We start from the raw sequence: 22,135 nt of genomic DNA, 5'->3' as shown, positions 1-22,135 counted from the left end.
CACCCATCACCCCACCGCGGCCGCCGGTCCCCAGACCGGCCCGCGGACCTACCCACGCCCACCGCACCACCACCGGCGCTACCAACCAGACCGCCCGGTCAGCCAACAACCGCCGACCGCCGACCGCCAGCCGCCGGCCGCGCGATTCCCAAGCACCGACCACGCCACCGAGTCAGCCGCCCGCCAACCACCTGATTCCCAAGCAGCACCTACACCAATAGGTCTGCTGCAAAGCAAGCCACCGATCCTGAGACAGCATCTAAAGCGGCGGGTCAACTGCAAGCCTCCTGATCCTCAGGCAGCAACCACAGCCCGTCAGCCCCAGACGACGAGCAGGCGGTCGCCCGCAGCAACCGTCCGGATCAGCCACCGGATCGCCCAGCCACACTGCTTTGGTCGGCCGCAGCGGCGGTCAGCCACCGCGGGCGTCGTCGGCCGAGTCGACGCCTGCAGGGTCCCGGGCTGCGACGTCAATTGCAAGCCGGGGAAGCAGTTGCAGCGATGGATTAGCCGCGAGGCACCTGATCCTCGGGGCAGCAACCACAGCCCGTCAGCCCCGGACGACGCAGGCACCGGTTGCCCGCAGCAACCATCTCACTCAGCCATCGGATCGCCCGGGCACCCTGCTCGTGGTCCGCCGCGGCGGCGGTCAGCCACCGTGCGTGTCGATGGCCGGGTTCGCACCCGCCGTCCGGCCGACATCGGCCGCATCAGGCAGGCCGGCCCCATCAGTGTCCGAGTTTATGGCGACGGGCGCTGGACGGGGTCCGGTTGGTGGGGTTTGAAGGTGACGTCGATGGTTTCGGCGGTCTTGTGGCGCTGGGCCTGGGCGTACATGGCGTAGGCGCGGTGATCGGCGGGGGTGAGGTCGGTGGCCGAGTCGGTGAAGAGGGCCAGCAGTGAGCGTGGGTAGAGCCGGTGAGCGAGCACCGAGTTCAGTTCGGCGCCGATCACGGCGATCACCGACGCGGCGTAGATGAGGCCGATCAGGCCCAGCGTCAGCGCGAAGATGCCGTTGACCTCACTTGCTTTGGCCAGTACGTCGTTGACGTAGATCCCGCCGAGGCGTTCCAGCAGGTGCCATCCGAGTGCGGTGAGGAATGCGCCGGGAAGGATCTGCCGGAACGGCGGTCGAGGCCGTTTGCCGGGGCGCAGGCACAGCGTCAGCATCGCCGTGAGCACCAGGATCGAGCCGATCGAGACGAGCCAGCCGAGGTCGGCAGCGACCACGCCGGCCAGCGAGGCCTGGCTGCCGGCCAGCACTGTCAGCGTGGCGAAGCTGAGGACGGTGAGACCGGCCAGCGACAGCAGCGCCCCGGAGCGCAACCGCCCTCGGAACGGATTGGGCCGTCCGTTGCGAGGGACACCCCAGGTCACGTTGACCGCGTTCTGGACGGCCTGGCCGAGCCCGATGATGCCGTACAGGGCGGTGATCGTACCGACGATGACGGCCGGCGTACTGCCTTGCAGACCCTGTGGAGTCGCCAACTGGGTCCCGACGATCGGGAACTCCTTGAGCGCGGACTGCAACACCGCCCGCTGCAGATCTTCGTTGCCCTGGAGAACGAATCCGAGCACCGACGAGGAGATCAGCAGCATCGGGAAGATCGCCGCGAAGGCGTAGTAGGTGATGATCACGGCCAGATAGCTGCCCTGGTCGTCGAAGAACTTGTACACCACGGCGAGCGGGAACCCGAGCCGTGGGTGCCGCCGCTGCGCAGCATCCAGCCGCCCCAAGGTACTCACGCCCCAACCGTACGATCCGACCCGGAATCGCCGCCGACGGCGCCCCGTCAGCGGTCGTCGTAGGCGGCGAGCAGCCGGATCCGGGAGTTCTCGAGGTGGGTCCGCATGGCTGTCTCGGCGCCGGCCGGGTCGCGGCGGTGGATCATGTCCCGGATCGCCTGGTGCTCGGTGGTGGTGACCTCGGCGATCCCGTGCCGGAAGTACAGCCGGTACGAATGGGTGTGGGCCCGCAGCCGATCCAGGGTCTCGGCGATCAGCGGGTTGCCGGCCGCGGTCGCGATCGTCCCGTGCAACTTCGCGTCTTCTTCGGCGAACTCGCGATACGCCTGATACCCGTCACCCGGTACGGCGGGAGTCATTGCGCGGATGGCGTCGTCCATGGCATGGCGGTGGTCGTTGGTGGCGTTGGTTGCGGCGCGGGCGGCGGCGGTGGGTTCCAGGAGGAGGCGGAGGTCGTAGAGGTCGACCAGGGCGTCGCGGCTGAGTTGGGGAGCGACGTGGTAGCCGGCGTTGGGGCGGCGGACTACCAGGCCTTCGGCCTCGCAGCGGAAGAGAGCTTCTCGGACGGGGGTCTGGGAGACCTGTAGGTCGCGGGCCAGACCGTCGATCGACAGGCGGGTGCCGGGCTCGAGGTCGTTGTCCATCAGGAGGCGTTTCAGCGACTCGTAGACGCTCTCGCGCAGCATCAGCCGTGGGGCGGGCTGCAGCTTGGGCGTCTGCTGTGGGGCTGCTCCGCGCACGAGTCTCCTCCCGTCCCGGCCATTGACAGCGGCCTGCTGGGCTCCTAACTTCCAATATCGTATCCGATTTGCCGTGCTCCGTCCCGCCCGACCGAAAGGCCACCTCGATGCCTGATCCGTCCGCCGATGGTTTACGCCGCCGCTCGATCCTGCTGGGCGCGCCAGCCTTAGGAGCCGCCACCATGCTCGGTTCGACAACTGCTGAAGCTCACCCCGAACCAGCGACACCAGCGGCACCAGCCGCACCGACCGGCCGGCGGGTGGATGCGCAGGCTGCGTTGGCGAAGCTGCGGTTCGGGTTGTTCGTGCACTTCGGGCCGGCCAGTCTGACGCAGGTCGAGACCGGGTGGGGGCGGAAGGCTTATCGCCCCGGGCGGCCCGACGACGGAGCGCCGTACAACGATCCGTCGGTGAAAACCGATCCGGTGTACGACGCGGCGTATAAGTCGTTCCTGCCGGCGAAGGGATGGGCCGAGGCGCTGGCCGAGGTCGCGGTATCGGCGGGGATGAAGTATCTGGTGCTGACGAGTAAGCACCACGACGGCTTCCCGATGTTCCGGGCGCGGAACTTCGCGGAGTCGTTCTATCCGGACTTCGCGAAGACGCCACTGGGGAAGTCGGGGCGCGACCTGGTGCAGGAGGTGGCGATTGCCTGCCGATCCCGGCGGATCGAGTTCGGTCTGTACTACTCCGGCTGGGACTGGACGCATCCGAAGGTTGTCGCGGGCAACTACGGCGACTACTACGGCTACATGATGGACCACCTCGACCAGCTGATGCGGAACTACGGTGACATCTCCTTCCTCTGGTACGACGGCATCATGCCGGCCGAGCTGAGTGTCTACCGCCCGCCGACGTTCCACTCGGTGCCCCGAACTCTGCAACCCGGGCTGCTCATCAACAACCGCGGCTACGCACTCAACTGGGCCGACGCACCGGCGACATTGAACGGCGATTACACGACGCCCGAACAGCGGATCGGTTCGTTCGACGTGGCGCGCGCCTGGGAGTCGTGTATCACGATCGGCAACCAGTGGTCGTGGCGCGAGGACGACGTACTGAAGTCTCCGGCGACGATCATCAAGACGCTGGTCTCGACAGCGACCGGCGACGGGAACCTGCTCTTCAATGTCGGCCCCAAGCCGAGCGGTGAGGTGGACAAGCCGCAGCGGGACCGGCTGGCCGAAGTCGGCCGGTGGATGAAGTCGTACGGTGGCGCGATCTACGGCACCCGCGGCGGCCCGGTCCCGCCGAGCAGCTTCGCGGCAACGACGTTCCGCGAGCGCACGATGAACCTGTTCCTGTTCTCGCGCTCCACCGAGCAGCAGGTGACCGTCCCGAACCTGAACAACCGCTTGCGGGCCGCGAAGACCTCCGCGGGCAAGGCCATTCCGTTCACAGTCAACGGCGACGGCCGCGTCGTCCTCAACCTGACCGGCGTGGACACCTCCGCAGGGCCGGTCGAGCTGATCCATCTGACGTACGCCGATCTGCTGTCCCATGAGTACGTGACGTCGGAGACGATCACCAAGCCGACTCGACCCGGCAACCTGGCGCTGCGGAAGCCGGCGACGCAGATCTCCACCGACTACGGCGGCGATGCGGGCCGCGCGGTCGACGGCAACACTGACGGCGACTACTTCCATGACTCGGTCACGCACACCGCCGTCGACGCCAAGGAAGCGTGGTGGCAGGTAGACCTCGGCGCCTCCGCCCCCATCGGCGATGTCGAGGTCTACAACCGGACAGGAGGCTTCGAGTACCGCCTCAGCGACTTCTGGGTCATCGTCTCCGACAACCCGATCACCGCCTCGGATCTCGCCGGTGCTCGCGCCACCCCAGGTGCCACTGCCGAGCGGCACGCCGGCGAAGCGGGCACTCCCACTACCCTCAACTTCGCCGGCGCTCCCGGCCGCTACGTCCGCGTGCAACTCGAGAACCAGAGCGGCCCGCTCTCCCTCGCGGAGGTCAGCGTCTACAAGCAGGCCTGACGGAGGTCAGGCTGCGGTGACCAAGCTCGCCAGGGTCATCCGGGCGCGGGCTACTCGGGAGCGGACGGTGCCGGTCGGGCAGCCCAGGTGCGTTGCGGCGTCCTCGTACGGGAACCCAGCGAGCTGGGTGAGGACGAAGACTTCGCGGCGGTCAGTCGGGAGTTTGTCGAGGAGATCGGTCAGGGCGATGCCGTCGTCGAAGCCGGGGAGGTTGCGGGGTTGGGCCTGTTCGGCGGCGTGCTGCCAGTCGTGGTCGGAGATCTTCGGCCGGGATGCTTGGTGGCGGAGGTCGTCGGCGACGGTACGGCGGGCGATCGACAGGAGCCAGGTTCGGGCCGACGAGCGGGCCTCGAAGCGGTGCAGGCTCTTGAGGGCCCGCAGGAACGTCTCCTGGGTGAGGTCGTCGGCTGACTGCGGATCGGCGCTCAGGTAGCTGACATAGCGCCGTACGTCGAGGTGCAGCGCGCGAATGAAGTTGTCCAGGGCAACGAGATCGCCGGCGCGGGCGGCGAGCGCCAGGTGGGTGGTGGTTTCGTCGGGCGGTTGGTGCAAGGCGGAAGCCATCACAAGAGTCCTTCGGTGGTCCATGCGGAAGGCCCCTGCCACGGCGGCAGGGGTGTGGGTCGGCCGTCAGTTGACGGGGACTCCGCGCGGTGGACCCCGCGAGATGATGGCGTGCACGAGCAGGATGAGCTGCAGCGGCCTGGGGGAATGGTGCGGCCGGACCCGCGGCTGGTGCGGGGTGAAGCCCGGGCCGGCAATCAGCCGCAGCGAGATCAGCAGCCGTGCCGCGAGCGAACGCAGGACGGTGAAGGCGGCCCGCTCGCCATAGGCCAGCCACAGGCCACTCAACAGCGCGGCCAGCAGGTGGACCCCGAGCATCCCGTACGACGACGTACCGCTCATGTCGTGACTCGACATGAGCGGGTGCGCCTGAGCGGTCGAGAAGACCGTATGCAGCATCGCCTGGGCCATCACCGTGGAGACGACCACGAAGGGGATGCCGCGTTCGCAGTCGGTTACGAACCAGGCCGCCGTACCGACCACGCCGAAGGCCAGGACGAGAGCCCAGCCCGGAATCGGCATCCCGGACATCAGCACGTGGCCGAGGGCGGCGAGCAGCACACAGGTGGCCGCGAACATCGCGGCCCGCGCTGCTCGGAACCCCCAGTACTGACGCATGGCTGCACCATGGTCGCATGGAACGCAGATGTGTCCCAGGTCACGGGAACTGAACGGTCCCGCCATCCGACTACTGCTCCGGAACTGCGGAGAAGGAGTGGAAGTGGGCGAAGTGGCGACGGCCTCGGTGCCGGTCGAGGCGGAGAAGACTGGTCCGCGCGGGAAGGGATCGGGACTGTTCCGGGCGTTCTGGCGGTGGCATTTCTACGCCAGCTTCCTGGTGATCCCGGTGCTGCTGATCCTGGCCGGCACTGGGCTCATCTACCTGTTCCGGTTCCAGATCGAGCCGATGCTGCACGCCGACCTGATGAAGGTCCAGCAGCCTGCCGGACTGGTTGCGCAGCCGTACTCCTCCCAGCTCGACCAGGCGCGGCAGGCGTTCCCCGACGCGACCGTGGTCTCGATGACCGAGCCGTCCGCACCGAATCGTTCGACGGTCTTCTCCGTCGACACCGAGGCCGGACCGCGGGATGTCTTCGTCGATCCGTACGAAGGCAAGGTCCTGGGTGCGCTGAACCCGGACACCACGTTGTCCGGCGGCGCGATCCTGCTGCACGGCGAACTGATGGTCGGCCGGTGGGGCGACTACGTGATCGAGATCGCCGCCTGCTGGGCGATCGTGATGGCGTTGACGGGCTACTTCCTGTTCCTCCGCGGCCGGGTCGCCCGGGCGCGACGCCGAGCGGCCGGCGCGGCGGGCGCCGTACTGCGGTCCCGGCACGGCCGCACCGGCGCAGTCCTCGGCCTCGGCCTGCTGTTCCTGATCGTGTCCGGACTGCCCTGGACCGGCGTCTGGGGTAAGCAGACCCAAGAGCTTGTGACGACAAAGGCCGGTACGTCGTTCTGGGCCGAAGACCCCGGCGCGTTGTCGAATCCGACCTCGACGCTGGACGAATCCCTCCCGCACAGCCACGCGGTTCCGTGGGGTCTGGGCAAGACCGACGTACCGCGATCGAACCCGGCGGACAAGAAGCGCTCGGTAGCCACCGTCGACACCGCGATCGCGGTCGGCGAGCGCAACGGCTTGCGCCGGCCGATGACCATCGCGCTGCCCGCCGATGACGAAGGCGTCTATTCGGCGATCGGCTACGCGTTCAACGACCCCGGCAAGGAATGCACCTTGCACGTCGACCAGTACGGCGGCCGCGTCGTGTCGACGTACGGCTATGCCGACTACCCGGCACTCGCCAAAGTGGTTGCCCAAGGCATCGCTCTGCACGAGGGACGGCGACTCGGAACCCTGAACCTCTGGGTCACCACGGTGTTCTGCCTCGGTGTCGTCTTCATGTGCGTCACCGGCCCGCTGATGTGGTGGCGACGACGCCCGAAGGGCAAGGCACTCGGCGCACCCCGCGGTCGCCTTCCGCTGCGAGCCACGCCCGCCTTGGCTGTCCTGGTCGTTGCGCTCGCGCTCTTCTTACCGCTGTTCGGTATCACGCTGGTCGCGGTGCTGCTGCTGGATCAGCTCGTCCTGCGCCGGGTAGCCGGACTCCGAGCCTGGTTCAACGTGGCACCACCGCGACCTGGCAGCGACTAGTCGCAGGTGTCGCAGATTCCGCTCGCCGGGGTCTGCAGGTTGCACTTCGGGCAGGCCTTGATCGGGCGCTCGGCGATCGCGGCCTTGCGGGCGCGGGCCCGGGCGGCGCCGAGCTTGGCCGGGATCATCGCGCTGCCGCCGTCGGACGGCAGGTTGGTGGCCTCGAACAGGCGGTAGGCGGCGAGGCGCTCGTGGGAGGCGTGCGCGTCGGGGTCGGCGGGAGTGTCACCGGTGGCGGCGCCGACGATCGCGGCGTACCCCTCGAAGACACTTTCGTCGGGGTTGACGCAGAGGGCCGGCAGCATCGGCTCACCGCGGCGCAGGTTCTCGGCGTACACCTCGGCGAGCGTGCCACCGATCCAGAGGCGGGGGAGCTGCTTGGTCCGGATACCGGTCAGCTCCTGCACGCCGACGGCGAGGTCCTTGAGCTGCACCAGCGACTGGTACTTCTTGGCCGCGACGAGCAGCATCTCGCGGGCGGCACCGGCCCACTCGACGCGTGCGGCGGCCACTCCGATATCGGACACCTCACGCCAAGCGCGCTCTTCTACTTCCGGCAGATCTTGGTCTGATGTGGCGACATCGTAGATAGACACGTTCGAAACCCTACGGGCCCGCGGGCGATCGGCGAAACCGCCGAGGGTGAGATCACTCCTGACGGGGGAGTAATTGTGCCTTAAGCGAGACCCTGGCCCGACTGATCCGGGACTTGACGGTCCCGACCGGGATGCCGACCTGCTCGGCGATCTCGTCGTAGCTGAGCTCGTAGATGTCGCGAAGCACCACCGAAGTGACAGTCTCGGGCAGATCGAGCTCGAGCTGCTCGAGCGCGTCGAGCAGATCCAGCCGGGTCCCGGCGACCACACTGGTCGTCCGCGGGTCGGGACGGTCGTATCTTGCCGGCCGGTCATCGTCCTGCCACGCCGCTGGGTTCTCGACCGCACGTCGTTTCAGCCGCCGGTAGGTCTCGCGGGCGGCGTTCGACGCGACCACGTGTACCCAAGTGCTGAACCGGCTCCGCCCGGAGAACGTGCCGACCTTGGTGGCGACGGCCAGCAGCGCGTCCTGGCAGGCGTCCTCGGCGTCGGCGCGATGCGGGAGCACCCGCTGGCAGATCCGCATCACCTGCGGCTGCACCTGCCGGATCAGTTCGTCCAGCAACGCCGGGTCCTGCGCAGCGCGCCGAGCAAGGTCGTCGAGCGCGTCCCCGTCGTTGGCCATGCCAGTGAGGATACGGTCGTCATTCATAATGGCCGCCATGGTTCAGCCCTCTCATTTTGGCCGCTACGCCGTGATCCGGCGGTTGGGCAGTGGTGGTTTCGCCGCGGTCTGGCTGGCTCGGGACGAGCAGCTCGACGCTGAAGTCGCGGTGAAGGTGCTGGCCGAGCACTGGGTGGACGATCTCGACGTACGGCGTCGCTTCGTCGAGGAAGGCCGGTTCCTGCGGAAGGTCGAGTCGCCGTACGTCGTCGGTGTCCACGACAGCGGTACCACCGACGACGGCCGCCCGTTCCTCGTCCTGACATACGCCGACCGCGGCACGCTCGCCGACCGCATCAAGGAGGGCCCGCTCCCGCTCGCCGACACACTGGAAGTGATCGAGAACGTCAGCTCCGGTCTGCAGGAGTTGCACGACCAAGGCGTTCTGCATCGCGACGTCAAGCCGGAGAACGTGCTCTTCCGCAGTACGCCGACCGGTGAGCGGGCCATGCTCGGCGATCTCGGCCTGGGCAAGTCGCTCGACAAGGTGTCGCGGGTGACGATGCCCGGCGGTACCCCGGCTTATGTCGCACCCGAGCAGGTGCGCGGCGACGTACTCGATCCACGTGCCGACCTGTATGCGCTGGCCGCGGTCACGTACGCCGCACTGTCCGGACAACCGCCGTACGGCGCGACGACGCTCGCGGCCGTGTTGGCCGTCGATGGCCCGCCGCCCGCGCTGGAGACAGTCCCCGCCGCGGTGAACGAGGTGATCCGGCGCGGTCTGAACAAGGATCGCGAGCAGCGCTGGCCCGATGTCCGTTCCTTCGCCGAGGCCTTGCACGCGGCTGCCCAGGTTCCGGAAGCCACTCGCCGATTCTCGATCAATCCTTGGGTGGCAGCGACTGTCGCGGCCGCACTGCTGGGTGGCGCCGGTGGCTACCTCGGCTGGCAGTACGGCGTACAGCGTCAGTGGGTGCGAGTCGTGGATCAACAGCAAGTCCTGTCGGTCGAGCTTCCGCGGGAATGGACGAGCACCCGGACCGGCGGCGGCTGGAAGCCGCAGGGTGCGACCAGCCAGCTCCCGGCTCTCCTGGTCAGCGGCAACAACAGTTCCTGGAGCGACCCGGGTTCAAAGGTGCCTGGCGTCTTCGCCGGTGTGCTGCCCGACGGAGAGGTGCCGTTGGCCGCTGCACTTCCTGGTCCCAAGGGCTGCGCCGCCACACTCGATCGCAACGAGCAGGCGAACACCGCAACCGCGAATTACGCCGAGTGCCCGGCCGGTATGACGACGTTCGAGCGGGTGAAGAAGATCAACGGCTCGCTGATCCGGATCCAGGTCCGGGCCGAGGACGCTGCACAGGCGGTGCAGGTCCTCGACTCGGTGACCTACGTGCCCAAGAAGTAGGGGCGGTTGTCGGTGTTGCCGGTGCCCTTCTTGAGGGGCGTGGCCAGTTCACAGGCTCCGGTCTTCGGCGTGCAGCGAGCGATCGCCGTCTTGCCGCTCTGCTCGGCCGTCACCAGGATGTGATCGGCGTCCTCCTGCTCGAAGTCGACGATCGTGACCGCCTCGCGGCCGGACCATTCCCGGACGAGCTTGCCGGTCTTGATGTCGAGCGCGGCGACCAGGCCGAGGCCGTACCCGTCCTGGTACGCCGGACCGCCGACCGCGAAGGAGCTTCCGCCGCGCAACTCGTCGACGCCGTACTCGCACGTCGTCCAGCGCTTCTTGCCTTCCGCGAGGTCGATCAGCGCGCTGCAGCTGCCGTCGTCGGCCACCGACGTGACGGCCGCGGCCAGCTGGAGGTCCGACGACACCGCGGCCGGCGACGGTACGCCGCTGACCGGCTGCACGACGACATCGCCGGCGACCCACTTGTACAGCGTCTGCTTCTCGTTCTTGTCCGACGCGGCGAAGTACACCTCAGAGCCTTGGACGGCGAGAATGAGCGGTTCGTGCTCGCCGGTGCGCTGCAGCGACTCCGTCGTACCGCTGGGGTTGTCCCGCCACACCAGCGTGAACTTCGGCTGCGGGGTTCCGTCGGCCTTGGCCGGCTGGATGGCATACGCGCTGCTCGCCTGATCCGCCGCGGAACGCACGGTCGACACATCCTTCACGCTGCCCTTGCGGGCGCCACCGCTCCAGGTGGTGAGGACATCGGGGCCGTTCTCGTTCGGCCGGTGCAGAACGAGCGCACCGCCGCCACCGGTTCGTGCCACGCCCCAGACCTGACCGTCCGAGACCGGCAGCAGGAATTTGGTGGTACCGACGGTCACCGTGCGCCCGTCGACGTACGACGTCTTTGGGGCGGCGCCCTGCCTGAGCTTGGTCAGGTCGAGCGTCTGCTTGAGCGCACCGCTCGGTGCAGACTCCGTCGACTTGCTCGGCGTCGTGGACGGCTTCGAGGTGGTGCTCGTGGTGCTGTCGATCGGGTTCACGTCGCCGCCCGATGCCGAGGCGAGCGTGGGCGTCTGCTGCGCCGCCACCAGCGCACCCGCCACCACGGCGGCGACCGAAACGCTCGCCACCAGCCCGGCCAGCTTGATACTCCGATTCATCATGCCCTCCGAAATTCGTCCTCAGTGTGTCGTACTGGAGGGCTTTGATGGTCGGGCGACACGTTCGGTTCACGACAGGTCGCACTTTCGCTGCGAGACTGGATCGATGATGCTGCGGAAGGCACTCGTCGTACTGCTGGGGACTGTGCTGGCCGTTGTCGGCCTGCCGACCGCGTCGGCGACGCCGGACGGGCCGCGGGACGTTATCGTCCAGCTGTTCGAGTGGAACTGGAAGTCGGTCGGCCGCGAGTGCGGCACCTTCCTCGGCCCGCGCGGGTATGGCGCCGTACAGGTGTCGCCGCCGCAAGAGCATGTCGTGCTGCCGGGGCAGGGGTACCCGTGGTGGCAGGACTATCAGCCGGTCAGCTACAAGATCGACAACACCCGGCGCGGTACCCGGGCGGACTTCGTGGCGATGGTCAACAGCTGCCATGCGGCCGGTGTGAAGGTGTACGTCGACTCCGTCATCAATCACATGACTGGTGGATCGTCGGGCGGGACCGGGAGCGCGGGGTCGTCGTACACGCATTACGACTATCCAGGGATCTATCAAACGCAGGACTTCCACCACTGCGGCCGCAATGGGAACGACGACATCGTCAACTACGGCGACCGCTACGAGGTGCAGAACTGCGAACTCGTCGACCTCGCGGACCTGGCGACTGGTTCGGACTACGTGCGCGGCCGGATCGCGGCGTACCTGAACGATCTGCTCTCGATCGGGGTCGACGGGTTCCGGCTCGATGCGTCCAAGCACATGCCGGCCGCGGACATCGCCGCGATCAAGGCGCGGTTGTCGCGACCGGCGTACCTGTATCAAGAGGTCATCTACGGGCCGGGTGAGCCGGTGACGCCGGACGAGTACGTCGGGAATGGCGACGTGCACGAATTCCGCTACGGGCAGGACCTGGCGAAGATCTTCAACAACGAGCGGCTTGCCTACCTGAAGACCTTCGGATCGCCCCTGCCGTCGAACAAGGCGGTCGTCTTCACGGATAACCACGACACGCAGCGGGGGAGTGGCGTCCTGACCTTCCGCGACAACGGCCGGTACGCGATGGCGAACGCCTTCATGCTCGCTTGGACCTACGGGACGCCGACGGTCATGTCCAGTTACGAGTACACCTCGAACGACCAGGGACCGCCGTCATTGAGCGACGGCCGCACGACGGACACCACGTGCTTCACGAACCGCTGGCGGTGTGAGCACGAGTGGCGCGTGATCGCCAACATGGTTGCCTTCCACAACATCACCCGCGGTACCGCGGTCACCGAGTGGTGGGACAACGGCAACGACACGATCGCCTTCGGCCGCGGCGACAAGGGCTACCTCATCCTGAACGACGAGGGCTCAGCCCTGACCGGCCGCAGCTTCCACACCAACCTGGCGCCGGGCCGGTACTGCGACGTGTTCCACGGCGACTTCACGCCGGGCAACTGCACCGGCCCGATCTACACCGTTGACGCCGGCGGTTGGTTCCGCGCCGACGTCGGTGCGCAGGATGGTCTCGCTCTGCACGCGGCCGCCAAGGTCAGCTGAAGGAGGGTTTCGGCCGTCGGCGAATAGCTTGGCGGGGGAGTAGGCGTGGTGGCCACGCTGAGTCGGTCAGATCCGGCTCATGCGAAGGAACATCATGTCGAGATCCGCCGTACCGATGATGGCAGTGCGCGGTGGGGTGCTGCTTGTCGTGGCTTGGTTGTTGCTGGTGGGTGGCAGTCTCACCGCGCAGGCGTTTCCGCAGGCCGCTTGGCCGACTCAGAGCAAGGGGAGTCGGGGCGCCGATGTGGAGGCGATCCAGCAGCTGCTCGTGCATGCTGGGCAGACGGTTGCTGTTGACGGGGACTTCGGGTCCGGGACGGATGCCGCGGTTCGCGCTTTCCAGACGGCTCGGGGGCTTGGCGCGGATGGGCGGGTCGGGCCGAATACGTGGGGCGCGTTGGCGGTCTCGCTTCGGCAGGGCGACAACAACAACGCCGTACGGGCTTTGCAGCGTCAGCTCAATGTGAAGCGGGGTCTTGGGCTCAGTGTTGATGGTTCGTTCGGGCCGGGGACTTATGCCGCGGTGGTCGACTTCCAGCGGCATGCGGGGATCGAGGACAACGGTGAGGTCGGACCGATCACCTGGCGGAACCTGATCTGGCATTACCAGCTTGTTGATCGGCCTGAGGCTGCAGCGATCTGCACGAAGGCGTCGGATGTCAACGGGGACAGCGCGCATTGGGGTACGGCGGCCGCTGTCGGGCAGTTGACTGCGGCGGCCGGCCGGGTCTACTCGAGCGGGCTCGGACCGGTGGCCGCCCGCGACCTGAGCTTCGAACACGGCGGCAACATCCCGGACCACGCCAGCCATGAGGTCGGGCTCGATGCCGATGTCCAGCTGATGCGCAACGACCACGCCCAGTGCACCGGGACCAGCCGGATCAGCAGATTCGACGCGCAATACAGCCGTACGGCGACACGCGAACTGATCCAGGCGATCCGGGCGACCGGCCGGGTGAAGGTCATCTTCTTCAACGACCCCGTCCTCATCGGCGAAGGCCTGGTCCAGTCGCAGGACAACCACGACGACCACCTGCATGTCCGCTACTGCGAGTCCGTCCACCCGAACTCCAGCTACTCCTGCTGAAGGGAACCTCCAGTGTCCAAACGTTCTAGAGCGCTCGGCCTTCTCACGGCTTTGATCGCCGTTGCGGCCGGACTCGTCCTGCCGACCACAACCGCTGCGGCCTTGCCTGCTTGGCCGAATCTCGTCAAGGGCCAGTACAGCCCGATCGTCACGACGGCGCAGTACCTGCTCCGCCACCACGGGCATGACATCAGCGCGGACGCCGACTTCGGTGGCGGTACCGAGGCTGCGGCGAAGGCCTTCCAGTCCGCCAACGGCCTGGGGTCCGACGGTCAGATCGGGCCGAACACTTGGTCGAAGTTGATTGTCACGGTGCAACGCGGTTCGAACAGCGAGGCTGTGAAGGCTTTGCAGGTCGAACTCAACCGGTACGGGCACGGGCTGACCGTCGACGGTGACTTCGGCGGGAACACGGACGCCGCCGTACGGTCGTTCCAGTCGTCGCACAGCCTCGACGCGAACGGCCAGGTCGGACCGCTCACCTGGCAGACCCTGATCGGCGACTTCCCCGGCTACCCGGCCGGCTACAGCCTGCCGCTCCCGCGCGGCGCGCTGGCTCGGACCGAGTACGACGACGTGGACCACACCTACCCGGCCATCGACCTGCCGGTGAACCAGGTTGCGGCGTACGCGATCGTGTCCGGTACGGCGTCCCGGATCAGCGAGTCCAAATGCGGACTGGGTGTCAACATCGACGTCGGCAATGTGCGCTACACGTACTGCCACTTCGAGTCGATCGCGATCAGCAACGGGCCGGTGTCCGCCGGACAGCGAATCGGGACGACCGGCGCATCCGGCAACGCGCAGGGACCGCACCTGCACTTCCACATCAAGGTGAACGGCGGCTACCGCTGTCCGCAGAAGTACCTGATCTCGCTGTACGACGGTGGGGTCCCGCCGGCGCCTGCGAATCTGCCCACCACCGGTTGTTTCGACTGACATGCGACGGCTACGAATCGCGGCCCTGAGCCTGGCCATCCTGGTCGTCACGCCGACCCTCACGTGGGCAAGCCAGACATCCTTTACAGGCAAGGCATTCGACACCTGCGACACCCCGTCGTCGGCGACGATGCAGGCCTGGCTGTCCTCGCCGTACCGATCGGTCGGCGTCTACTTCGGCGGCGACGGCCGCGGCTGCAAGACCCAAGCGAACCTGACGCCATCGTGGGTCAGTGCGCAGGTCTCGGCGGGCTGGCACCTCCTACCCCTGTACGTCGGTCGCCAAGCCCCATGCACGACGACCCAGTCGTTCAAGATGTCCGCCGATCCCGCGGTCGCCCGCTCCCAAGGTCGATCCGAAGGTGGCGACGCGATCACGCGGGCCGGGAACCTCGGCCTCGCGGCGGGAACCGTTCTGTACAACGACATGGAGCACTACGACAGCTCGAACACCGCATGCCGTACGGCGGTGCTCAGCTACCTGACCGGATGGACCGAGCGGCTGCACGAGTCGTCGTACCTGTCCGGTGTCTACTCCGGCGCGGCCTCGGGGATCCGCGACCTGGCCAACGTGTACCGATCCGCGACGTACGCGCGGCCGGACGTGATCGACTTCGCCTGGTGGAACAACAAGGCGGACACCGACGCAGGTTCGTACGTGCCGGCGGCGTACTGGTCAAACCACCAACGGATCCACCAGTACGCCGGTGACCACAACGAGACGCACGGCGGTCGCACCATCAACATCGACAGCAACCAGGTCGACCTGCAACCCGCGGTCAACCGCGACTTCACCACCTACCCGACCATCCGCACCGGCGCGAACGGTCCCGCAGTCAGCGCCCTGCAATACCTGCTGAAAGATGACGGCCGAGACGCCGGCGGGGTAGACGGCGACTTCGGCACTCGTACCGACACAGCTGTGCGCGCATTCCAGTCGGCACACGGTCTTGGCGTAGACGGCGAAGTCGGCCGCCGTACGTGGACCGCGCTGCTATCAGCCGGCTGGCAACCGAACCTGGCCCGCGGCTCAACCGGCCTCGAAGTCCGTCGCCTCCAACGAGCCCTGACCGCCGCCCTCGCCCGCCCGATCGGCATCGACGGCGACTTCGGCTCCGGCACCGAACAAGCAGTCCGCGACTACCAAACCACCCGAGGCCTCCCGGTCGACGGCGAAGTCGGCCCCCAAACCTGGACCGCCCTGCAATCAGGTCAATAGGGCAATCAGGTCAATGAGAAGGAGAACCGTTGTGAAGAAGGCATTCATGCGTTCGGCTGCCGCGATCGCCGTCCTGACCGGAGCAACCCTGACAGGTGCACCGGCAGCAAACGCCGGCGCGTGTGTCGGCTCGATGTGCGGCACCGTCGACAACCAGACCAGCCTCGGCATCCGGGTCGCGATGAATTGGTGCAGCGACAGCAGGTATGAGCCGCTCGGCTCATCGTGCCCGAGCCAGATCCGCGGGCTGAGCCCGCACAGCAGCACCAACGGGTGGGGTGATGTCGACGCCTACGAGGTCCCGTACCGCTGCACTTTCTGGGTAGATATTCACAACTTCTGGGGTTGGGAGGGGACCAAGGTACAAGGCGCCGGCTGGTACAAGATCGACACCGACGACGTCGCGTACATCCGCAACTACGAGTGCCGCGGCGTCTAATCCTTTAGGCACCGATCGATCCTTCCCACGCACCGGCCGAGGCTGCATCATGGGACCTCGGCGCGCCGGCCCTCGCCCAGCAGCGTGCCGCAGGGGAGGCACGGCAGCGATGGGGACAGTACGGATTCACTTCACCGCGGCGGATCTGGCCCGGACGCACATTGCGCCGGAGCCGGATCCGCTGTGGGAGTTGATGCTCAGCTTGCACCTGCTGCAGGGCGAGAAGCCTCGGCAGCCGCAGTACTTCGCGCAGTGGCGCAAGGGCCTGCCGCGCGACGAAGCCTTCCAGCACATGATCCGTACGACCCTCGCCCCGGTAGCGCCGGCCGGTGCGTACTTCCCGGACTTCATGACACCGATCGAGGGACTGGCCGGATTCACGGCTGGCCTCGACACCGTGCTGAGTACACCCCGCCAGCGGATGCGCCGGGAACTCGACCTGGTCACACCCCCGCGGGGATCGGCCGCCTGGGTTGCCGCGCTCGCGAACGGGCGAGCGGCCGACCTGACTGCCCTCGGTACGGCGATGCAGACGTACTACGACCGCGCCCTCGCGCCGTACTGGCCGACCATCCGCGCCCGCGTCCGCGCGGAGTACCTACTCCGCACGCGACTCCACAGCGACGACGGCATCTCCGGCCTCCTCGGCAGCCTGCGCCCGGCGCTGCGTTGGGAACCACCGGTCCTGGAGGTCAACGGCCCGACGAGCCGAGACATCCACCTGAACGGACGTGGGCTGACGCTGATCCCGTCGTACTTCAACTGGCACAACCCGATGACGATGTACGACCCCGAGCTCCCACCCGTCGTCATCTACCCCTCCGGCCGCCTCGGCGGCGACCCGCAGTCGGTTGCTTCAGGCAACGGCCTCGGTGAGCTGATCGGCAGCACCCGCGCCGCCGGCCTGCGCGCGATCGCCGACGGCTGTACGACGTCCGACCTCGCCGCCGGCCTGGGCGTCTCCCGCAGTACGGCGAGCGAACACGCCACCGTCCTGCGCGGCGCCGGCCTGATCACCACCGAACGCCAAGGCCTGGCCGTCTGGCACTCACTGACCGCCCTCGGCATCGCCCTCCTCCAAGCCGGCCGCAGCGTCAGTCCTCGGACGTGATCAGGCGGTGGGTGCCGGTCGGGTCGACATGGAAGACGACGGACGTTCCAGCCGCGCCCCGCCCCGGCTCGGCGGCCCTTCGGCTCCCTCCAAGAGCCGGTACGACGTTGTGCACGGGTCAACCATCTGCGCGATCGGAATGTGGTTGAGGGGTGCTCAAGGTGCGCCGGCCGGGGCGACCTTGGGCACGGTTCGACCGTTTCGGTAGGGGGCGGATGGCTGGTGGGTGCTCAAGGTGACTGCTGGCCCGCGGACTCGGCTCCCAGGGGATGTCTGGCGCGTTGGTCGGAAAGAAATCGTCGCCAGAGGGCTGGACCCGAAAAGTACCGACCAGCGCAGGACTCGAGCATCACGCGCCTCAGCCACAGCCCGTCAGCCCACTGGCGACGTGGAGCCGCGGTCGCCGGGCCTCGCCATCCGGCCCAGCCACCCGATTGGCCGGCCCTCTTGCTTTGTCGGCCGCCTTTGGCGGTCGAGTCGAGGTACAGGTCCGAAAGGACTCGGCCGGGGACGTCCGCTCTGGCTGATCACCGCTCCCGGCCGACCAAAAAGAAAGCGTGGCTGGGCGCCGCGGCGGCTGAGGTGGATGGTGCGGTCGGTGACCGCGGCTCCACGTCGCCTGGGGTTACCGGGCTGTGGTTGCCGTGCGGGAAACAGGCCAGCGGGCCCGTTCCCGCTCCCACCGAGTAGTCCTCATCACTCGCGACCGGCCAACGGCTGCCCAGCCTCTTCATCGCACACGCATCAGCCGCAGTAACGTCCGATGATCCGGAGACCAGGCCAGGAGACCAGATCTGAACCACCCCGGGTTTGATGCACATCTCCTTCGTTGGGAAGGTGGCATCTATGCCGAGTAAGTACGACGAGCAGACCCGCGTGAAGGCGGTCCGGCTGGTCATTGATCATGTTCAGGACTATTCGTCTGAGTTTGCTGCGATCAAGGCGGTGGCGGCCCGGTTGGGTATGACGGCCGAGACGCTGCGCCGCTGGGTTCGCCAGGCCGAGATCGATGCCGGCCAGGCCGACGGGGTGTCGTCTGAGTCGGCGCGGGAGATCCGGGAGTTGAAGCGGAAGAACGCCGAACTGGAACGCACGGTCGAGATCTTGAAAGCTGCGACAAGTTTCTTCGCGCGGGAGAGCGACCCGCGACAGCGCTGATCTGCCGGTTCATCGCCGAGCACAAGGCTCGGTTCGGGGTCGCTTCGATCTGCCGTGTGCTGTCCGCGCAGGGCTGCCAGATCGCCTCGAGGACCTATTACGCCTGGACGGTCCGGGCGCCATCGAAGCGGGCGCTGTGGGACACCACGGTGACCGGGGTACTGGCCGGGTACTACGAGCCCGACGAGCACGGCAAACGCCCACCGGAGGCGTTGTACGGGTCATTGAAAATGTGGCCCACCTGCAGCGCCAAGGCATTGGCGTGGCGCGGTGCACGGTCGAGCGGCTGATGAAGACCAACGGCTGGCGCGGTGTGACCCGGGCCAAGAAGGTCCGCACCACGATCGCGGACCCGGCCGCGACCCGGGCACCGGACCTGGTCAACCGCCAGTTCACCGTCGGGGCACCCAACCGGCTGCTGGTCGCGGACTTCACCTACGTGCGCCTGACGACCGGCGCGTTCGCCTACACCGCGTTCGTCATCGATGCGTTCGCCGGACGGATCGTCGGTTGGGAATGCTCGACGTCCAAGCACACTGCGTTTGTCGAACGGGCCATCGCCCAGGCCGCCGCGTCACGCAGAAGACAAGGCAATCCCTTGCAGAACAAGACGATTCACCACTCCGACGCCGGATCCCAATACACCTCGGTGCACCTCACCGAGACCTTGCAGCTGCACGGACTCAGCCCCTCGATCGGCACGGTCGGCGACGCTTACGGCAACGCCCTGGCCGAGACCACCATCGGGCTCTACAAGACCGAATGCATCCGCGACGACTCACCGTTTCGCCGCGGACCACTCACCGGCCTGGCCAGTGTCGAGACCATCACCGCCGACTGGGTGCATTGGTACAACACCAGCCGGCTCATGCACCGCCTCGACCGACGCCCACCCGCCGAAGCCGAGGCTGACTACTATTCACAAACCCGCGACGACCGAACAGTCGTCCACACATAACCGAGGGTGCACCAAACCCGGGACGGTTCAGCCCGCCCTTCTAGTCCTGACCTTCCGTGATGATGCGGTGGGTGCCGGTCGGGTTGACGTGGAAGATGAAGCCGTGGGGGGTGGTCCATTCGAGGGTGGTGGAGTTGATCCGACGGACGTTCCAGCCGCGCGCGTGGGTCTTCACTCGGTGGGCGTAGCGGCCGAGTGGGGCGAGGTTTTGTGTGTTCGTCTGGCCTGGTGGGCCGAGTGGGTCGTAGGGCTTGAGGTGGTCCAGGTCGATGCGGTGGTTGGTTTCGCGGGTGCCGTAGGGGAACAGTTCGACCGGGTGGGTGAGTCTGACGCGTTCGCGGACCCGCTCGGAAGCCTCGTAGCAGTTGACCGAGACGCCGTCGTTGAGGTCGATGACCGGCTTGACGATGTAGGGGCCGTATCCGATCAGATCGCTCAACTGGCTTGTCAGCAAGGGCCCGATCCCTTCGGCCCGCACGACGCCGTCTCGAGTGCGAGTACCAGTGGTGGAGGTCGCGGCGGCTGCCAGCGTCCGATCCGTCAGGTGGACGTAGATCACGGCCTTGCCCGGCCGCACGACAGTGTCGGCGATCATGGGTGATGCGAGCCGGGCGTAGGCGTCGTGTTTGATCTGCGCCAGTCGTCTGGTGAGCGCGAGGTGTGCTGCGGGGTCCATGGGTTCGCCGTCATCAGGTATGCGGCACGTGGCAGCATCGAACGGCTCCACCAGCCGGCCAGTGCGGTCATCCGGTCGGTCGAGGGGGTCGGGGAGATCGCTGTTGCTCGGGTGTGGTGCGTCGCGGTCTGCCTCGTCGTTCACTCCAGGCTCACCGCCACCCACCCATCCATGACCCCACCCCGTCTCCTCAATGCCACGCTCCGGGCCCAGAGCTCCTGGGCCGAGAGATCTCGGGGCGGGAGCTTGCGGGCTGGGAACCTCCTGGCTCGCGGCGCTCTGAACTGCAGCACGGGAGGCCCCGGCGTCCGGGGTCGCGGTGTCCGCGGTGGGCTCAGCCGAGGTGGGCGCGGGCGGAGTGGGTAGGTGCGGAGCAGAGGAACCGGCAGGGTGGTGGTGGCCTTGATTGAGGAGTTCTTGGGCGAAGATCGGGTCGGCGATGATGCCGACTGATTCGGCTCGGCGGGTCTGGGTCGGGCGGGTGTCGCCGAGGGTTTGCTGGGCGTCGCTGAGAGCGTGGATGGTGGCGTCGAAGCGGGTGGCTGCGCCGCTGGAGGTGCGGATGTAGATGGTTTTGGTGCCGTGTTCGTCGGAGCGGCCGATGAAGACGCCGCGTTCGCGGACCTTGGCGGCGGCCTCGGCGCGGGCTGCTTCGGGGTCGATGTGCATCTTGGCTGCTTTGACGATCTTGTCGAGGCGGTAGGGGGTGATCGTGTTGATCAGGGCGGCGACCCGTTGGTCGACGTAGCGGGCGGCTTCCTCGGACAGGTCGACGCAGTCGCGGACGAGGCGGCAGGCCTTCCACGGGGTTGCGTCGCCGGACAGGACTCGCGCCCAGGTGAACGGGAACCGGTGCCGCAGCGCCAACGCGTCGCCGATGATCTTGGCGCCGATGCGATGCGAGACGCCGTGCACGGCCGCGTATTCGGCGATCGCGAACTCGGCGATCTCCGGGCAGCCTTCACCGCCGAGGACCACTGCGCGTTCGCGGCCGTCGAACGGGCGTCGGCCGGGGCGTGGGGTGCAGGCGTCGGGGTGGAAACGGTCGGCGTAGACCAGGGCATGTTCGAGACCTCGCGTCTCCGCGCGATTCGCGAACGCGCGGTGCTCGACGGCCGACTCCAGCAGGTCAGCCGTCGAAAGCAGCGTCAGATCATCCTCGAACATGTGTTCGAGTCTATGCCTCCAGCTCTCCCATCGCAAATCGCCGCCGCGCTGAAACCCCTTGTCCACAAGGGGAAACATGACAGTCGCGCCGACTGCGAATCCGTGTAGGCAAGTCATCGGCGGCACCGGTGCCGCCGCCCGGCGATCGGTTGGGTACCCCCTGCCGTCACGACGAGGTCAGAGGCTGTAGATGAGGTGGGTGACACCCTGACCGACGATGACTTCGGGGTTCTGGAGGTCGAGTTGTTCGGTGATCCCGCTGAGCATCGGGGTACCGGAGCCGAGGATCAGTGGGACGAGGTCGACCCGGATCTCGTCGACCAGGCCGGCGTTGATGGCCTGACCGACGGTGGAGCCCGGGCCGATGCCGATTCGCTTGTCGCCGGCGAGGGCCTGCGCTTGTTTGATTGCGCTCTCGATGCCGTCGGTGACGAAGATGAACGGGGTCTCGGATTCGACCGGCTCTTCCGGCGCGCGGTGGGTCACCACGAACACCGGCAGTCCGCCCGGGTGCTTGCCGTCCCAGCCGTTCGTCATGTCGTAGAGGGTGCGGCCGACGATCAGGGCGCCGGTGGTTTCCATCAGCTCGCGCAGGTACGCCGCCGTGGCCGCGTTGGTGCGGTAGATCAGCCGGTCCGGATCCTCCGAAGGCGTCTCCACGTCACCGGCCCGGCACCAGGCGAACAACTTCTCGAACCCACTGTGACCAGGCCCGGCGATGAATCCGTCCAGCGACACCGATGCCTGCGTGAAGACCTTGCCCATGATGACTCCTCGAATACCTGTCCCGGAGCGACCCGGGTCTGCGCGACACTGGTCAGGCTGGCAGTGTCCTGGGGCGCCGGGCATGGTGTGAACGGACGAGATCTGGTTCCGGTGGGGAGGG

18 protein-coding genes and 1 pseudogene are annotated in these 22,135 nt (G+C 67.4%); 10 read left to right on the top strand and 9 right to left on the bottom strand.

What is annotated here, in order from left to right; translation table 11 throughout:
* Window positions 1-741: 741 nt before the first annotated feature.
* Both ACFTSF_RS12565 and ACFTSF_RS12560 read right to left on the bottom strand, forming a co-directional pair.
* Entirely contained in the window at window positions 742-1,746 is a 1,005-nt protein-coding gene (locus ACFTSF_RS12565) for a YihY/virulence factor BrkB family protein (RefSeq protein WP_380153937.1), read from the bottom strand.
* Window positions 1,747-1,793: 47 nt separating this feature from the next.
* Complete coding sequence (locus ACFTSF_RS12560; protein WP_380153936.1) at window positions 1,794-2,486, bottom strand: GntR family transcriptional regulator; 693 nt, start codon at window positions 2,484-2,486, stop codon at window positions 1,794-1,796.
* 107 nt (window positions 2,487-2,593) lie between these two features.
* On the opposite strand from ACFTSF_RS12560, the gene ACFTSF_RS12555 reads away from it, so the two are divergent.
* The gene (locus tag ACFTSF_RS12555) at window positions 2,594-4,477 is read left to right on the top strand and encodes an alpha-L-fucosidase (RefSeq protein WP_380153935.1); all 1,884 of its coding nucleotides are present in this window, start codon (window positions 2,594-2,596) and stop codon (window positions 4,475-4,477) included.
* A 6-nt stretch (window positions 4,478-4,483) separates the two neighbouring features.
* On the opposite strand, the gene ACFTSF_RS12550 is transcribed toward ACFTSF_RS12555, so the two are convergent.
* Together ACFTSF_RS12550 and ACFTSF_RS12545 are read right to left on the bottom strand one after the other, a co-directional pair.
* The gene (locus ACFTSF_RS12550) at window positions 4,484-5,041 is read right to left on the bottom strand and encodes a sigma-70 family RNA polymerase sigma factor (RefSeq protein WP_380153934.1); all 558 of its coding nucleotides are present in this window, start codon (window positions 5,039-5,041) and stop codon (window positions 4,484-4,486) included.
* Between the two features lie 66 nt (window positions 5,042-5,107).
* Window positions 5,108-5,659, bottom strand: a complete 552-nt coding sequence (locus ACFTSF_RS12545) for a hypothetical protein (protein ID WP_380153933.1) — start codon at window positions 5,657-5,659, stop codon at window positions 5,108-5,110.
* A gap of 103 nt (window positions 5,660-5,762) precedes the next feature.
* Here ACFTSF_RS12545 and ACFTSF_RS12540 point away from each other — a divergent pair, with 103 nt between their 5' ends.
* Window positions 5,763-7,196 (top strand): PepSY-associated TM helix domain-containing protein, encoded by a 1,434-nt coding sequence (locus ACFTSF_RS12540; RefSeq protein WP_380153932.1) that lies wholly within the window; start codon window positions 5,763-5,765, stop codon window positions 7,194-7,196.
* Here ACFTSF_RS12540 and ACFTSF_RS12535 read toward each other — a convergent pair.
* Window positions 7,193-7,792, bottom strand: coding sequence for a hypothetical protein (locus ACFTSF_RS12535; RefSeq protein WP_344148534.1), 600 nt, complete (start codon window positions 7,790-7,792; stop codon window positions 7,193-7,195). The genes ACFTSF_RS12540 and ACFTSF_RS12535 overlap by 4 nt on opposite strands.
* Window positions 7,793-7,844: 52 nt before the next feature.
* On the bottom strand, window positions 7,845-8,417 hold the full coding sequence (locus ACFTSF_RS12530; RefSeq protein WP_380153931.1) for an RNA polymerase sigma factor: 573 nt from the start codon (window positions 8,415-8,417) through the stop codon (window positions 7,845-7,847).
* Between the two features lie 37 nt (window positions 8,418-8,454).
* Between ACFTSF_RS12530 and ACFTSF_RS12525 the strand changes: the two genes are divergently transcribed.
* A complete protein-coding gene (locus ACFTSF_RS12525) occupies window positions 8,455-9,804 on the top strand; it encodes a serine/threonine-protein kinase (protein WP_380153930.1) in 1,350 nt (449 codons plus the stop codon).
* Here the strand turns inward: ACFTSF_RS12525 and ACFTSF_RS12520 are convergent.
* Window positions 9,786-10,955, bottom strand: coding sequence for a hypothetical protein (locus tag ACFTSF_RS12520; protein ID WP_380153929.1), 1,170 nt, complete (start codon window positions 10,953-10,955; stop codon window positions 9,786-9,788). The genes ACFTSF_RS12525 and ACFTSF_RS12520 overlap by 19 nt on opposite strands.
* A 106-nt stretch (window positions 10,956-11,061) precedes the next feature.
* Between ACFTSF_RS12520 and ACFTSF_RS12515 the strand changes: the two genes are divergently transcribed.
* The 7 genes and pseudogenes from ACFTSF_RS12515 to ACFTSF_RS12485 all read left to right on the top strand — a co-directional run bounded on the left by ACFTSF_RS12515 (window position 11,062) and on the right by ACFTSF_RS12485 (window position 19,406).
* On the top strand, window positions 11,062-12,495 hold the full coding sequence (locus ACFTSF_RS12515; protein ID WP_380153928.1) for an alpha-amylase family protein: 1,434 nt from the start codon (window positions 11,062-11,064) through the stop codon (window positions 12,493-12,495).
* Window positions 12,496-12,589: 94 nt separating this feature from the next.
* Entirely contained in the window at window positions 12,590-13,582 is a 993-nt protein-coding gene (locus ACFTSF_RS12510) for a penicillin-insensitive murein endopeptidase (protein ID WP_380153927.1), read from the top strand.
* A gap of 12 nt (window positions 13,583-13,594) precedes the next feature.
* Window positions 13,595-14,521 carry a peptidoglycan-binding protein gene (locus ACFTSF_RS12505; protein WP_380153926.1) on the top strand — a complete coding sequence of 309 codons (927 nt, stop codon included), beginning with the start codon at window positions 13,595-13,597 and terminating at the stop codon, window positions 14,519-14,521.
* Window position 14,522: 1 nt separating this feature from the next.
* Complete coding sequence (locus ACFTSF_RS12500) at window positions 14,523-15,740, top strand: glycoside hydrolase domain-containing protein (RefSeq protein ID WP_380153925.1); 1,218 nt, start codon at window positions 14,523-14,525, stop codon at window positions 15,738-15,740.
* Between the two features lie 31 nt (window positions 15,741-15,771).
* Entirely contained in the window at window positions 15,772-16,179 is a 408-nt protein-coding gene (locus tag ACFTSF_RS12495) for a hypothetical protein (protein WP_380153924.1), read from the top strand.
* Window positions 16,180-16,288: 109 nt separating this feature from the next.
* Complete coding sequence (locus tag ACFTSF_RS12490; protein ID WP_380153923.1) at window positions 16,289-17,290, top strand: helix-turn-helix domain-containing protein; 1,002 nt, start codon at window positions 16,289-16,291, stop codon at window positions 17,288-17,290.
* Between the two features lie 846 nt (window positions 17,291-18,136).
* A pseudogene (locus tag ACFTSF_RS12485) lies at window positions 18,137-19,406 on the top strand (IS3 family transposase).
* A gap of 40 nt (window positions 19,407-19,446) precedes the next feature.
* Here the strand turns inward: ACFTSF_RS12485 and ACFTSF_RS12480 are convergent.
* Together ACFTSF_RS12480 and ACFTSF_RS12475 are read right to left on the bottom strand one after the other, a co-directional pair.
* Window positions 19,447-21,249, bottom strand: coding sequence for a hypothetical protein (locus ACFTSF_RS12480; RefSeq protein WP_380153922.1), 1,803 nt, complete (start codon window positions 21,247-21,249; stop codon window positions 19,447-19,449).
* Between the two features lie 177 nt (window positions 21,250-21,426).
* Complete coding sequence (locus tag ACFTSF_RS12475; RefSeq protein WP_380153921.1) at window positions 21,427-22,014, bottom strand: dihydrofolate reductase family protein; 588 nt, start codon at window positions 22,012-22,014, stop codon at window positions 21,427-21,429.
* Window positions 22,015-22,135 lie beyond the last annotated feature (121 nt).

Origin of the sequence: Kribbella sp. NPDC056951 (genome assembly GCF_042674205.1) — a bacterium.
Lineage (GTDB): Bacteria > Actinomycetota > Actinomycetes > Propionibacteriales > Kribbellaceae > Kribbella > Kribbella yunnanensis.
The sequence above is the reverse complement of the archived record's forward strand: the minus strand, read 5'-3'. Positions and strand labels throughout refer to the sequence as shown.

Bases quoted from the DNA above. Each gene is read 5' to 3' on its own strand.
- ACFTSF_RS12555 (WP_380153935.1), top strand. From the start codon at position 2,594: ATGCCTGATCCGTCCGCCGATGGTTTACGCCGCCGCTCGATCCTGCTG.
- ACFTSF_RS12550 (WP_380153934.1), bottom strand. From the start codon at position 5,041: ATGGCTTCCGCCTTGCACCAACCGCCCGACGAAACCACCACCCACCTG.
- ACFTSF_RS12545 (WP_380153933.1), bottom strand. From the start codon at position 5,659: ATGCGTCAGTACTGGGGGTTCCGAGCAGCGCGGGCCGCGATGTTCGCG.
- ACFTSF_RS12530 (WP_380153931.1), bottom strand. From the start codon at position 8,417: ATGGCCAACGACGGGGACGCGCTCGACGACCTTGCTCGGCGCGCTGCG.
- ACFTSF_RS12525 (WP_380153930.1), top strand. From the start codon at position 8,455: ATGGTTCAGCCCTCTCATTTTGGCCGCTACGCCGTGATCCGGCGGTTG.
- ACFTSF_RS12520 (WP_380153929.1), bottom strand. From the start codon at position 10,955: ATGAATCGGAGTATCAAGCTGGCCGGGCTGGTGGCGAGCGTTTCGGTC.
- ACFTSF_RS12515 (WP_380153928.1), top strand. From the start codon at position 11,062: ATGATGCTGCGGAAGGCACTCGTCGTACTGCTGGGGACTGTGCTGGCC.
- ACFTSF_RS12510 (WP_380153927.1), top strand. From the start codon at position 12,590: ATGTCGAGATCCGCCGTACCGATGATGGCAGTGCGCGGTGGGGTGCTG.
- ACFTSF_RS12500 (WP_380153925.1), top strand. From the start codon at position 14,523: ATGCGACGGCTACGAATCGCGGCCCTGAGCCTGGCCATCCTGGTCGTC.
- ACFTSF_RS12490 (WP_380153923.1), top strand. From the start codon at position 16,289: ATGGGGACAGTACGGATTCACTTCACCGCGGCGGATCTGGCCCGGACG.
- ACFTSF_RS12480 (WP_380153922.1), bottom strand. From the start codon at position 21,249: ATGTTCGAGGATGATCTGACGCTGCTTTCGACGGCTGACCTGCTGGAG.
- ACFTSF_RS12475 (WP_380153921.1), bottom strand. From the start codon at position 22,014: ATGGGCAAGGTCTTCACGCAGGCATCGGTGTCGCTGGACGGATTCATC.